9 protein-coding genes are annotated in these 13,570 nt (G+C 65.1%); 1 reads left to right on the forward strand and 8 read right to left on the reverse strand.

Translation table 11 applies throughout. The features are described 5' to 3' along the window. Positions 1-3 precede the first annotated feature (3 nt). Genes IPM89_06655 through cysD form a run of 3 tightly spaced genes read right to left on the reverse strand, consistent with a single transcriptional unit; the run spans position 4 to position 4,605 of the window. Complete coding sequence (locus IPM89_06655) at positions 4-1,764, reverse strand: SLC13 family permease (GenBank protein QQS55468.1); 1,761 nt, start codon at positions 1,762-1,764, stop codon at positions 4-6. A 20-nt stretch (positions 1,765-1,784) separates the two neighbouring features. Continuing rightward, positions 1,785-3,695, reverse strand: a complete 1,911-nt coding sequence (gene cysN, locus IPM89_06660) for a sulfate adenylyltransferase subunit CysN (GenBank protein QQS55469.1) — start codon at positions 3,693-3,695, stop codon at positions 1,785-1,787. Between the two features lies 1 nt (position 3,696). Beyond that, on the reverse strand, positions 3,697-4,605 hold the full coding sequence (gene cysD / locus IPM89_06665; GenBank protein ID QQS55470.1) for a sulfate adenylyltransferase subunit CysD: 909 nt from the start codon (positions 4,603-4,605) through the stop codon (positions 3,697-3,699). A 249-nt stretch (positions 4,606-4,854) separates the two neighbouring features. Here cysD and IPM89_06670 point away from each other — a divergent pair, with 249 nt between their 5' ends. After that, on the forward strand, positions 4,855-5,790 hold the full coding sequence (locus IPM89_06670; GenBank protein QQS55820.1) for an NADP-dependent oxidoreductase: 936 nt from the start codon (positions 4,855-4,857) through the stop codon (positions 5,788-5,790). Here IPM89_06670 and IPM89_06675 read toward each other — a convergent pair. The 5 genes from IPM89_06675 to IPM89_06695 all read right to left on the reverse strand — a co-directional run bounded on the left by IPM89_06675 (position 5,787) and on the right by IPM89_06695 (position 13,559). Then, the gene (locus IPM89_06675; GenBank protein ID QQS55471.1) at positions 5,787-7,217 is read right to left on the reverse strand and encodes a diguanylate cyclase; all 1,431 of its coding nucleotides are present in this window, start codon (positions 7,215-7,217) and stop codon (positions 5,787-5,789) included. The two genes, IPM89_06670 and IPM89_06675, sit on opposite strands and share 4 nt — an antisense overlap. Before the next feature lie 50 nt (positions 7,218-7,267). Then, positions 7,268-8,575 (reverse strand): biliverdin-producing heme oxygenase, encoded by a 1,308-nt coding sequence (locus IPM89_06680; protein ID QQS55472.1) that lies wholly within the window; start codon positions 8,573-8,575, stop codon positions 7,268-7,270. 51 nt (positions 8,576-8,626) lie between these two features. Continuing rightward, the gene (locus tag IPM89_06685) at positions 8,627-9,895 is read right to left on the reverse strand and encodes a two-component sensor histidine kinase (protein ID QQS55473.1); all 1,269 of its coding nucleotides are present in this window, start codon (positions 9,893-9,895) and stop codon (positions 8,627-8,629) included. A gap of 59 nt (positions 9,896-9,954) precedes the next feature. Next, on the reverse strand, positions 9,955-10,626 hold the full coding sequence (locus tag IPM89_06690; GenBank protein QQS55474.1) for a cobalamin-dependent protein: 672 nt from the start codon (positions 10,624-10,626) through the stop codon (positions 9,955-9,957). A gap of 104 nt (positions 10,627-10,730) precedes the next feature. Then, the gene (locus tag IPM89_06695; GenBank protein ID QQS55821.1) at positions 10,731-13,559 is read right to left on the reverse strand and encodes a hsp70 family protein; all 2,829 of its coding nucleotides are present in this window, start codon (positions 13,557-13,559) and stop codon (positions 10,731-10,733) included. Positions 13,560-13,570 lie beyond the last annotated feature (11 nt).

Consider the following 13,570-nt stretch of genomic DNA (forward strand, 5'->3'; position numbering starts at 1 on the left):
CACTCAATACCACCAGAAAATCATCGATAGCGACACCAGCGCCACCACCCCATTCAGCGGCAGGCCGATCCGCAGATAATCGGAGAAACGGTAGCCACCCGGCCCGTACACCATCAGGTTGGTCTGGTAGCCAATCGGCGTGGAGAATTCGGCCGAGGCCGCCATCATGATCCCCAGCGCGAACGGCACGATACTTACCCCCAGTTTCGCCGTCACCGCCTGGGCAATCGGGAACATCAGCAGCGCCGCCGCGTTATTATTGATCACGGCGGTGAACAATACCGTCGCCAGATAGACCATCACCAGATTCAGAGTCGGCGAATCCCCCGCCAATCCCAGGATCGCCATCGCCACTTCCAAGGCCAACCCGGTGCTTTGCAGCGCCCCGCCGATGCCGAACGCCGCCGCGATCACCAGTAGTACCGACCAGTCGATGCTTTGCCGGGCACCGGCGACGCTGACGCAACGGGTCAGCACCATCAGTGCCGCCGCCGTCAGCGCCGCCTCGAACATGCCGACCAGCTCCAGCCCGGCCGTCAGTACCATCGTCACCAGGATACCGAGCGCCAGCAAGGCCCGTTCGTGACGCAACGGGGTCGAATCGGGCACCGGACTGACCAGAAAAAAATCCCGGCTGTTGCGATGTCCTTCCAGAAAACCGACCCCGGCCTCGACCAGCAGGATATCGCCGGGCCGCAACACGATGTCGCCGATCTTGCCGCGCAACCGTTCGCCGTTGCGCGCCACCGCGATCACCACCGCCTTGTAGCGGTTGCGAAACCGGCCATCGCGGATGCTGCGCCCGATCAGTGGGCAAGTGTTCGAGACCACCGCCTCGACCAGCAGGCGGTCGCTGCGCCGCTCGGCCAGCTTGAACACCTGAGTCGAGGCCGAAGTCAGGCCACGGATGCGTTGCAGATCCACCACCGAATCGACCACGCCGACGAAGACCAGCCGGTCTCCCGCCTGCAAGGTCTCCCGGGGCGACACCGCTGGCAATATCGCGCCGTCGCGGTCGATTTCCATCAGATAACAATCGGGCAGATGCCGCAGGCCGGCGGCCTCGATGGTCTTGCCCTCCAGCGGGCCGTCCTGATCGACCAGCATCTCTAGGGTATAACGGCGCGGATCGTCGGTCGGCGACACCGCCGGTCGCCGGTCCGGCAACAACCAGCGACTGGTCAGAATGATGAACGTCACCCCGACGATGGCCGCCGACAGACCGATCGGCGCGATGTCGAACATCCCCAGGTTGACGTTGGCCCGATCGATCAACAGGCCGTTCACCACCAGATTGGTGCTGGTGCCGATCAGGGTACAGGTGCCGCCCAGGATCGCCGCGTAGCTCAGCGGCAGCATCAGCTTGGAGACCGGCAACCGGTACTTGCGCGCCCACTCCCCCACGCCGGGAATCAGCATGGCCACCACCGGGGTATTGTTGAGGAAGGCGCTCAACACCGTGACCGGCAACATCAGGCGCAACTGGGCCCGGGACAGCGATGCCGGTCGGCCCAGAATCCGCTGCACCAGCCACTGCGCCCCACCGGTCTCGCGCAGCCCGGCCACCACCACATACAGTGCCCCGACCGTGATCACACCCTGGTTGGCCAGACCCTCGAATGCCTTCGCCGCCGGTACGATCCCCGCCAGCACCAACAGCACCAGCCCCCCCAGGAACACCATGTCCGGTGCGGCCCGCGTCGTCACCAGAACCCCCAGCAGCGCCAGAATCAAGCCGCCGGTAAACCAGGCTTCCCACCCCATGAAATGGCTACCCCCGTCGCTCAGGCACCGCGCAGGATGCGCCGCTCGCTCAGATAGCCCAGCACCCGGTCCACGCACTCCTCGACCGGGATCTGCTCGGTATCGATGACCAGTTCCGGCCGCTCCGGTGCTTCGTAGGGCGAATCGATGCCAGTGAAATCCTTGATGACCCCGGCGCGGGCTTTGGCATACAAACCCTTGGGATCGCGCTGCTCGCACGCCTCCAGCGAGGCATGGACATGCATCTCGATGAACTCTCCGTCCGGCAGCAGCGCCCGAACCATCGCCCGGTCGGCGCGAAACGGCGAGATGAAGGCGGTGATCACGATCAAGCCGGCGTCGGCGAACAGCGCCGCCACCTCGCCGATCCGGCGAATGTTCTCGATGCGGTCGTCCTTGGAGAACCCCAGATCCTGGTTCAGGCCGTGGCGGACGTTGTCGCCATCCAGCAGATAGCTGTGATAGCCGCGCTGGTACAAGCGCTGCTCCAGGGCGTTGGCCAGGGTCGATTTGCCCGAGCCCGACAGGCCGGTCAGCCAGATTACGCAGGGCCGCTGCGCTTTCTGGTTGGCCCGCTGCGCCTTGCCGATGCGGTGCTCGTACCAAACCACGTTATGCGACTTGTCGATCAGCGCCTGGGTCACCGGGCGCACGATCATGCCCGCGCCGACCGTGGCGTTGCTGATTCGGTCGATGACGATGAAGCCGCCGGTGCCGGGACTCTCCTCGTAGGCATCGAAGGGCACCGGCTGGTTCAGACTGAAGCGGCAGTAGCCGATTTCGTTCAGGCCCAATTCCTCGACGCGCTGGTGCTCCAGGGTATTGACGTCGATGCGGTGGTGCAGCACGGTCGGGGTGGCCGGCAGCAGCTGGGTGGCCAGCTTGATGTCGTACTGACGACCCGGCAGCAACGGCGCATCCGCCATCCACACCAGCCGGGCGTCGAACTCCTCGGCGACCACCGGCAAGCGGTCGGGGTGAACCAGCAGATCGCCGCGACCGACGTCGATCTCGTCGGCCAGCGTCAGCGTCACCGCCTGGCCGGCGAAGGCCTCGGGCAAGTGGCCGTCGGCGGTCACGATAGTCGTCACCCGGCTGCGCCGACCCGATGGCAGCGCCACGACTTCGTCGCCCGGCCGTACCACGCCGGCGGCGAGAGTGCCGCAGAAACCGCGAAAGTCCAGATGAGGCCGGTTGACGTATTGCACGGGAAAACGAAAATCGCGCAGATTGCGGTCGGCATCGACCTCGATCTGTTCCAATTCCTGTAGCAGGGTCGCCCCCTCGTACCAGGGCATGGCGGTAGACGGCTGCGCCACATTGTCGCCACGCAGCGCCGACACCGGCACGCAGCGCACGTCCTTGACCCCCAGTTTGGCCACGAACTCCAGGTAATCGTCGCAAATCCGCGCGAACACCGCCGGGTCGTAGCCGACCAAATCCATCTTGTTGACCGCCAGCAGCAAATGGCGAATGCCGAGCAGGGAAACGATGAAACTGTGGCGGCGCGTCTGGGTTTGCACGCCCTTGCGGGCATCGACCAGCAGGATGGCCAATTGCGCGGTCGAGGCGCCGGTGGCCATGTTGCGGGTGTACTGCTCGTGGCCGGGCGTGTCGGCGATGATGAACTTGCGCTTATCGGTGGAGAAATAGCGATAGGCGACATCGATGGTGATGCCCTGCTCGCGCTCCGACTGCAAGCCATCGACCAACAGGGCCAGATCCAGTTCCTCGCCGGTGGTCCCGTACTTGCTGGTATCGCGGCGCACGGCGGCAAGCTGATCTTCGTAGATCAACTGGGTGTCGTACAGCAAGCGACCGATCAGCGTGCTCTTGCCATCATCGACACTGCCGCAGGTGATAAAGCGCAGTAAATCCTTACGCTCGTGGGCTTCCAGATAAGCCTGGATATCGGTTTCGAGGAGAGACATCTTAAAAATACCCCTGCCGCTTTTTCTCTTCCATCGAGCCGGCGGCGTCGTGGTCGATCAGGCGGCCCTGGCGTTCGGAATGACGGGCGAGCAGCATTTCCTGGATGATTTCGGGTAAGGTGGTGGCGTGCGAACGGATGGCGCCGGTCAGTGGGTAGCAACCCAGGGTACGGAACCGCACCCACTCCCGCTTCGGCGTCTCGCCCGGCTCCAAGGGCATGCGTTCGTCGTCGACCATGATCAAGGTCCCGTCGCGCTCCACCACCGGCCGTTCGGCGGCGAGGTACAAGGGCACGATTGGAATGCTTTCCAGGTGGATGTACTGCCAGACGTCCAGCTCGGTCCAGTTGGAGAGTGGGAACACGCGAATGCTCTCGCTCCGGTATACCCGACCGTTGAACAGGTTCCACAGTTCGGGACGCTGGTTCTTGGGGTCCCAGCGGTGGTTGCGGTCACGGAACGAGTATACCCGCTCCTTGGCCCGCGAGCGCTCCTCGTCGCGGCGGGCGCCGCCGAAGGCGGCGTCGAAGGCATACCGTTCCAACGCCTGTTTCAGCGCCTGGGTCTTCATCACGTCGGTATGCACCCGCGAACCGTGGGTGAACGGATTGATGCCCTGACGCACACCTTCTTCGTTGATATGGACGATCAGTTCCAGCCCCAGCCGGCGGACCTGCTCGTCGCGGAAGCGGATCATCTCCCGAAACTTCCAGGTGGTATCGACATGCAGCAGCGGAAACGGCGGCTTGCCGGGGTAAAATGCCTTCAGGGCCAAATGCAGCATCACCGCGGAATCCTTGCCGATCGAGTACAACATCACCGGTTTCTCAAACTCGGCGGCGACTTCGCGGATGATGTAAATGCTCTCGGCTTCGAGCTGCTTGAGATGCGTCGGCTTATAAGTATCCATGGATCAGGATCGCGGGTTCTGGGGACATTGAGGCCGCGTTGATCGACCAAGCGATGGCGCGGCGTAAAAAGCGCGCCATTTTGGGCTCTCGGAAAGCGATCGTCAACGCGGTCGGCGGCCGATCGGCAGTATCCAGCCCTGGCCGATCTTGTCGAATCGCGCTGGCTTAACGGACTGAAAACGAAGCCGCCAGCATTCTACACTCTGACGACAAGAATATTGACCCTGCGGAGAATTCACATGGCAACCATGAAAGCGGTACGCATTCATGCCTACGGCGGACCCGAAGTCCTGCACTACGAAGAGAACGTCCCGCTGCCCATGCTCGAACCCGAAGACATCCTGATCCGGGTGCGGGCGGCGGCGGTCAATCCGGTGGACTGGAAGATTCGCGAAGGCTATCTGCAAGGCGCCCTGCGCCATACCCTGCCGTTGATTCTCGGCTGGGACGTGTCCGGCGAAGTGGTCGAAGTCGGCCCCGCGGTAACCGCGTTCAAGGTCGGGGACGAAGTGTACGCCCGGCCCGACATCGAGCGGAATGGCGGTTACGCCGAATACATCACCGTCAAGGCCAGCGATGCCGCCCATAAGCCGACCCGCCTGGACCACATCCACGCCGCCGCCGTGCCGCTGGCCGCGCTGACCGCCTGGCAATCGCTGGTGGACGCCGCCCAGTTGCAAGCCGGGCAGACCGTGCTGATCCATGCCGCCGCCGGCGGGGTGGGCAGCCTGGCGGTGCAACTGGCCAAGGCGCGCGGCGCGCGGGTCATCGCCACCGCCTCGGCGCTCAATTCCGGCATCGTGACCGAACTGGGCGCGGACCAGTTCATCGACTACACCAAAACTCATTTCGAGGACGTGGCAACGGATGTGGACGTGGTGTTCGATACCATCGGCGGCGACACCCAAAAGCGATCCTGGCAGGTCCTGAAACCCGGCGGCATTCTGGTCTCGGTGGTCAGTCCGCCGCCGGAAGCGGTCGCCGCCACCCATGGAGTCCGTGGCGCCTTCGTGTTCATCCGCCCGAGCGGCGAGCAGTTGACCCAAATCGCCGCCCTGATCGACGGGGGACGGATGCGGCCGGTGATCCACACCGTGCTGCCGCTGGCCGAGGTCCGTCAGGCGCACGTCATCAGCCAGACCGGCCATGCCCGTGGCAAGATCATCCTTCAGGTCGCCGGCTAGCCGCCCGGTGGGGCCGAGGCCAGCGCGGCCGGATCGTGGAAGCAATAGGACGAGCGACCGCTCTGTTTGACGGCATACATGGCGCCGTCGGCGTTCTTCAACAGGACGCCGGCGGCGTCGCCGTGGTCCGGCCAGAGTGCGATGCCGATGCTGGCCCCCAGTCGCAGCTCCAGGGCGCCGTGCTGAAAAGACTGTTGCAGCCCAGCCAAAATCTTCCGCGCCACCTGGGCCGCGTCCTCGGGCGTCTCGACCTCCCGTAACACCACCACGAACTCGTCGCCGCCCAGCCGCGCCACCGTATCGGATTCGCGCACACTCTGTTCCAGACGCTGGGCAAAGGCTTGCAGCAGGATATCGCCTATTTCGTGGCCATACTGGTCGTTGACCGGCTTGAACCCGTCGAGATCGATGAACAGCACGCCCACCCGGTTGTCGCGACGGCGGGCTTCCCGAATCGCCTCGGAAAGCCGGTCGAACAGCAGCGTCCGGTTGGGCAGCCCGGTCAGGGCGTCGTGCTGGGCCTGGAACTGCGCCCGCTCCAATTCCTGTATCTCTTCGGTCAGGTCGGTGTAAACCGCCACGTACAAGCCGTTGCCGGCATCGTCGCGGACGGTGGAAACCGTCAGCCGCTGCACGTAAACTTCGCCGTTCTTGCGGCGGTTCACGATATGGCCGCGCCAGATGCCCTCGGCGAGCAACTGCCGCCACAGCCCGGCGTAGAATTCCGGGTCATGATGCCCGGAGGCCATCAGCCTGGGATGGCGACCCAGCACCTCCTCGACCGCGTAGCCCGTCACCCGCACGAACGCCGGGTTCACCGACAGAATGCACGACCGCAGATCAGTGACCATCACCGGATCGTTGATGTTGTCCACGATGCCGCGATAGCGCTGCTCGCTATCGCGCAGCTCCCGCAGCGCTTCCTCCAGTTGCTCGGTGCGCGCCCGCACGCGCCGCTCCAATTGCTCGTTGGCCTCGCGCAGCTCGCGGAGTAATTCCCGGTTATGCGCGCTCATCCGGTGGCGGTCGTAGGCTTCGCGGACGATGGTGCGGATTTCGGTGGTGTCCCAAGGCTTGGTGATGTAGCGATGAATGTGTGCCTGGTTGATCGCCTGAATCACCGCCTGCAAGTCGGCGTAACCGGTTAGCAGCAAACGGATGGCTTGTGGGTACTCTTCCCTGATCTGACTGAAAAATTCGGAACCGGTCACCCGTGGCATGCGTTCGTCCGAAATCACCACATGAATCGGCCGTTCGCGCATGATCGCCAGCGCCTCTTCGGCATTGTGGGCAAGAAACACATCGAATTCCCGGCGCAACTGCCGGTTCATGGCGTTGAGCACTTCGGGCTCGTCATCGATCACCAACACCTGACAGCGCAGCGCTTCAGACTCAGCCGGGGCGAAAGGATTTATGGGAGAACTCATGGCTGACAACTCATGGCTGACATTTCGGCAACTCACAGGCGGGCAGCGCCCTAATCAGCGACTGAACCGGGTTCTACCCGCATGGCAACCGCGCGGGCGTGGGCCTCCCGTAGGGCATCCCGAACGGCGGCGATCCAATGGGGCGGAAACCGGTTTGGATCGGTCAGCCAACCTTCCAGGCTGGCCACCGCCTCCTCGATACCGTGGATCTGGTCGGCGACGGCGCTGACCAGCATGGCCCCCACCCCCGGCAGGCGTGCCCGCCAATCCGGCCCCACCGCCTGCTCGAACCGGGCGCGGATCGCGTCAAAATCGGCATCGGCAATGACGGCGCGGCGCTGCTCGGCCAGGTGGTTGGCCGCGATCATCAGTTTCGCGAAATCCTTCTCTCTCCGTTCCGGCACCCGCGTAACCAGCTCCTCGTACAGCAGTTCCAGATGCCGCTGGAGCAGGATTCGGGGCATGCCCCGCGAAGCCAGCACGACCCCCAGCCACTCCACCTGGGCGTTGACCATCGCCTGGTCGCGCGAAATCAGGGTCGCCAGCCATGCACTGTCGCTATCGGTATAGCGCTGGCCGCGCTCGCCGTAGCGCCAAGCGAAATAGGGATACTCCAGACAACAGCGTCGGCCGGCATGGATCGCGGCCTCCACCTCTCTGGGATCATCCGGCATCGGATGGGCGCCTGCTTCGGGGTTCAGAGCCGTGACCTTCAAAGCCAAGGTGGCGGGGTCGAAAGGATAAAGCGCCTGAAAAACACGGCGGATCCCGGCGAACGCTTCCAAGGCCGCGACGACGATGGCGTCGGTTTCCTCGGCGGTGACCGGCACGGCGTCCATGCGCTCGCCGAAACCCCGCCAACGCTCCCGCGCGGCCGCGCCGTCCCACGCCAGGTAGGCCAGCCCGTGCCGCAGGTCCAAGCCAAAAGCCTTCTTCGCCAACGGCGCCAGGACTTCCGCGCCCAGAATGGAGCCTTCGAGCACGTAGAGATAAGCCAGCAAAGTCATCGGCATATCCAGGGAGCGCTGTAGGATGCGATCCGCCAGTGCCTTGGCGGCCTCGTGAACGGCGGGGATGTCGAGCACGGCCCGGGGAGCAAAAAAAGTCAGGTCGCTCTGCACCCGCGAAAACCGGCGCATGTCCTCCATCCAGACGGTACCCAGACGGGCATCCCGCTGCACGGGCAACTCGTGCTCCAGCACGCCGTGCAGGACGGCCATGGCGCGCAGCTGCCCCACATAGCTCTCCAGCGGCAGATCGCGGTGTTCGAGCGCCTTCAGATACGGCAACTCCTGGATCTGAGTGTGAATCTCGTCGGTCGCCTCACGCAGGCGGGTCATGAGAGTGGATGATGGCATCGGCGCGTCTCCCGTCAGGCTGCAACGGTGGTCAGGATAGAGTGGGAGGTTTCAGGGTTGACGCTCCGGCAGCAGTACCGTGAATGCGGTGCCCTGCCCGATGGTGGATTCGACTTCAATCCGCCCGCCATGGCGTTTGATAATATTGTAAGACACGCTCAGACCCAGCCCCGTGCCGCTCCCCACCGGCTTGGTGGTGAAAAACGGGTTAAAGATCTTGTCCACGATCTCAGGCGCGATGCCGGTGCCGGTGTCCTGGAAGCGCAGAGCAATCCAGCCGTCGGCCCGCCGCGCGCCGCGAATGCTCAGCGCTCCTCCCTGCGGCATCGCCTGGATGGCGTTGACGATCAGGTTCATGAACACTTGATTGAGTTCGGCCGGATAGCACTCGACCGGCGGCAGATCGACGCATTCGAGCACGGTCTCGATCCGGCGCGCGGTCAATTCCGATTTGGCCAGCGCCAGGGTGCTACGCAGGTTTTCGGCCAAATCCACCGTCTTGCGCTCGGCTTCGTGCAAGCGGGAGAAGGTCTGCAAATCGGCCACGATCCGCCGCACCCGACCAACCCCGTCCTCGGTAGCGACCAGCAGTTCGCTGAAATCATCGAGAATGAAGTCGAGGTCATGCCGCGCCCGGATGGCCCGCACCGGTTCGGCCGGGGCCGCCATGTCCAGCGCCAGCGTCTCCAGTTGCTGGTAAGCCGCGCTCAGGGATTCCACCCCTTCCCGCAGGCTGCTCAGATTGCCGGCGATAAAGGCCATGGGGTTGTTGATCTCATGCGCCACTCCGGCCACCAACTGACCGAGCGCGCTCATCTTCTCGGCCTGCACCAGCATCGCCTGGGTCTCCCGCAACTGCTCCAGCGTTTGCGACAGTCGGGCGTTCTTGCGGATCAGTTCCCGCTGTAGGTTATTGATTTCCTGATTGGTGCGCGCCAGCTCCCGGCTGAGGTTGTCCATCTCCATGGCGTCGTATTCACCGGCGACCAACAGCTCCTCGCTCTTGCGGAACACCTGGGTGCGCAGGGTGCGGCTAACCCGGCGGCCATCCCCCACTGTCAGCCAGCCGCTGAAGATCAGGCCGTCTCCCGCCAACTCCAGCAGTGCCTCAAAACTGGGATTGACCAGATAGCGGTGGCGGGGATGGTCGGGCAGGTCGCCGCCCAGCACCTGAGCCATGCCGCGATTGAGGTACAAGGCGTTACCGGCCAGATCGAAAACACCGACCGCCAGCGCCGCGCTGTCGTCGCGCGCTCCGTTCAGTTCCGCCGTCCAGCGTTGCAGCGCTGGCGCGGACTCAGTCAGCGCAGGTTCCACCATGCCGGCAATCCTCTCGCGACGGGCAGCAGTTCATCGCCGGTCATAGCGTCCTCGATCCCTTATTGCAGCGAGGCGACGAAACGGTTCAATTCGCTCAGATCGGCCAAGTAATGGACGTTCGGACCCTGAAACAACGTCGGCTCGATATGCCGCAAGCCCTGACCGCCGATCAGGATGGGTAAAACAGGGAATTCGGCGCGAATGGCGTCGACCGTCGCGTGCAGGTCGCCGATGTGGAAATAAACGCTCAAGGACAACCCCACCAGATCGGGCGGCTGCTCGTGTAGCAGGCGCAGCAATTCACGGGCCGGAGTGTCGGCGCCCAGATAGAAGGCATCCCAGCCATGCATTTCAAATACATCGCAGGCCATCTTGCCGCCGACCTGGTGCAGCTCGCCCTCCACCGACGTGACGACGATGCTCTTGTCGGCCCGGCGCGGCGAAATCACCTCGGGGTAAATCTGATTGAGCAGACCTTCGACGATGGAGGTGGCCAGGTGCTCGCTGGCGACCGAGATTTGATTGTGCTCCCATAAGTCGCCGACGCGATACAGCGCCTGCTGAAACAACCGCTGGTACAAGTCGATGACCGGGATGCCATCCGCCAGGGTCCGCCGGGTCAACACCGTGCAGCGCCGACGGTCGCCGGCCAAGAGGGCGGCAAGAAATTCGGGGTAGGTCACGGGCGGTGTCGGGATCGATGCCGACGGGGCAAGCGTCGCGGCAGTCATGGGGCAGAACCTCGCAAGGGGCAGACTGAAAAGCGATTTTTATCGAATTATAGTCCTTGTCGCTTGTCCCGGTCGTGTTTCGGCATCCTGCGGCACGGGCCAGCTCAGCTCGCCAACCGCAAGCCCGGTGGCAGCGCCTCGCCGAACACTCGGCCAGCATCGGCCTCGTCCAGATCCACCACCTCTTCCACCATTCGCAGCCACGCGGCTGGGGCCTTGGCCGCTCGCAGCCGCTGGATGACCCGCGCTCGCGCCGGCTCGTCCAGATCGCGCTGGCGGTCGCCGCTCAACCGCGCCAGCAGGACCGCGGCGAAGGCCGCCGGCGCCACCGCCTTCCAGTCCAGCGCCAGCACCCGTTCCAGCCAGGCTGTCGCCGTTACCGCCGGCACCACATCATGGGCGCTGCCATACACCGGGACGCGGGTCGCCAGCCGGCCCACCGCCCACCACAATTGTGGGGATTCGCCCTTGCGCGCCAGTCGCGCCAGCAGCAGCTCGCCGAGTTCGAGCTTGCGCGCCGCCGGCAAGCGCTCCAGCACGCCGGCCAGCCGCGCCATGTCTTCGATTCCCGGCGGCCTGTCCTTGGCCATCTTGCCGCCCAACGGGCGCAAATCGCTCAGTAAATCCTCACTGAGCCGCAGTTGCGCCGCCGCGTCCAGGCCACCGGCCACCCGCCGCCACAGCGTCCACCACTCCGACCTCACCTGGGCGTCCCGATGGTGCTGAATGCCCTGTTCGTACAGTGCCCACAATTGCCCGGCTCGCCACTCGTCCAACGGATAACCGAAACCCGGCCGCAAACAAAAGCCGGCCAGACTGAACCACAGCCGCTCGTGATCGGCCGAGCGCCGCCGCCGCCGGGCGCCAACCCACAGTGCCCCGAACAGCTCGCGCAGCAGCGGCGTCTCCCAGGTCTCGCGTCTGCCGAGCAAGCGTTCCAGATCGGTGCGCAAGCTCTTGATCTCCTTGGGCTCGATATCGGCGGCGCGGGAACCGTAAAACCGTTCGATCCGCGCCGTTGCCTCAGGAAAACGGGGATGCAAGCGGGCCAGCGCCGCCACATCGCCGCCCCGCAGTTGAAAGGCCAGCCGCCAGCGCTTGGGTCCAGCGCTCCCCTCTCCCACCGGAAGCGGGACCGGGGGTGAGGGCGTTTCCACCGGAAGCGGGGCCGGGGGTAAAGGCTCCACCGCGACGCAGTCCACCTCCAGGGTGCCGACCTCGGTCAGTTGCGCGCTCAGTTGCACCGGAACTTCACCCGCTCCAGCCTCGCTTTCGATCAGCGTGACGATCGGCGGCAGGGGCAAAAATTTCCCGGCATCCAGCACAGCCAACTCGCCCGGCGCAAAGCTCGCATCCCCGGTCGAGGACATCAGGTGAAACTGCACTGGCGCGCCCAGCCGCAGGGAAAAGCTTCGATCCAACCGGATTTCCCGCCCCTCCTCCGTGCCGCGCGGCAACAGGCACACCCCCTGTTTGCACTCCCGCGCGCCGCCGTCCACCACCAGGAAATAGCTCCGCGCCGAACCGCCGCCGATCTTCAGGCCCCGACCGTGCCGCGCCAGCCCGTAGGCCACCGCGCCGCGCGCCACCGCCAGTTCGGGTTCGGGATTATCCAGCCGCAACAGCGGCTCGCCCCGCCAGCCGGCCAGCAGTTCCAGCAGCTGTTCCGACAGGGCCGCGCCGTGGAACACTCCACCATTCAGCAACACCGCGTCCGGCATCGGTGGACGCTCGGCCGGCGCCCGTTCGCCCAGCGCTCGCCGGGCCGCGTCGGCGTGCCGGGCCAGAAACGCCGCCAGATGACGGCTGATGGCCGGGTCGGCGGCATAGGGCAAACCGAATTCGACCACCGCCGCCCGCCGGCCCTGGGGCTGTTCGCCCGCCGCCGTCAGCGGTAGAAAGCCGTCCACCAACCACGATCGCACCTCGTCGCGACCCAGTTCCGCCGCGCGCGACCCGCCGATCAGTCGGGCACCGCCGCCGAGCACGGTCACCGTCACCTGTTCCGGCGCATCGGGTGCCAGCAGCCGTTCCTTGGCGCTCCGGCATTGTTGCCACAATTGCGACAGCTCGCCGGCGCTGAGACGCCCACCGCCCAGCCGGGTTTCGACGATGCGGGCCAGGCTCAGATCCATATTATCGCCACCCAGCATCAGATGATCACCCACGCCGATCCGGGTCAGGCATGGCTCCTTTTCGCCCGACTCGATCTGAATCAAAGTCAGGTCGGTGGTGCCACCACCCACGTCACAAACCAGCAACAGGCGGGACTCGCCCAAGGCCGTTGCCACTTCGTCCCGATGGCGATGCAACCAGTCATGGCAGGCCGCCTGTGGCTCCTCCACCAACCGCAGCGCCGGCAAACCGGCCAGCCGCGCCGCTGCCACCGTCAGGGTCCGCGCCGCTTCGTCGAAGGAGGCCGGCACGGTCAACACCAGTTCCTGCCGTTCCAGCGGCTGACGGGGAAAGTGCTGGTTCCAGGCGGCGCGGACATGGGCCAGAGTGCCGGCGCTGGCGGCCAGCGGCGACACCTTGGCGATCTCCTCCGCCGCACCCCAGGGCAACACCGGCGCGGTGCGGTCCACGCCGGCATGCGACAGCCAGCTCTTGGCGCTGGCCACCAACCGCCCCGGCACCCGCGCGCCCCGCTCCCGCGCCAGTTCGCCCAGCACCGCATTAGCCACCGCGCCGGGGTCGTCGAAAACCCAGGGGAGCTGGATGTCCGCCGCCGCCAGTTCGCCTTCCGCCGGGTGATAGCGCACCGAGGGCAATAGCGGACGGGCCGCCACCGCGCCGGGCGCGATCAGTTGTTCGATGGGGAATTGACGGATATCCGCCGCTCCGGCGGCCTTCAGATCGGCGTAGGCCACCACCGTATGGGTAGTACCCAGATCGATGCCGACCAAATAACGGGGTGTGCTGGAACGAGCGATGGTTCAGCCCT

The sequence above is a fragment of the Candidatus Competibacteraceae bacterium genome, assembly GCA_016699715.1.
GTDB lineage: Bacteria > Pseudomonadota > Gammaproteobacteria > Competibacterales > Competibacteraceae > Competibacter.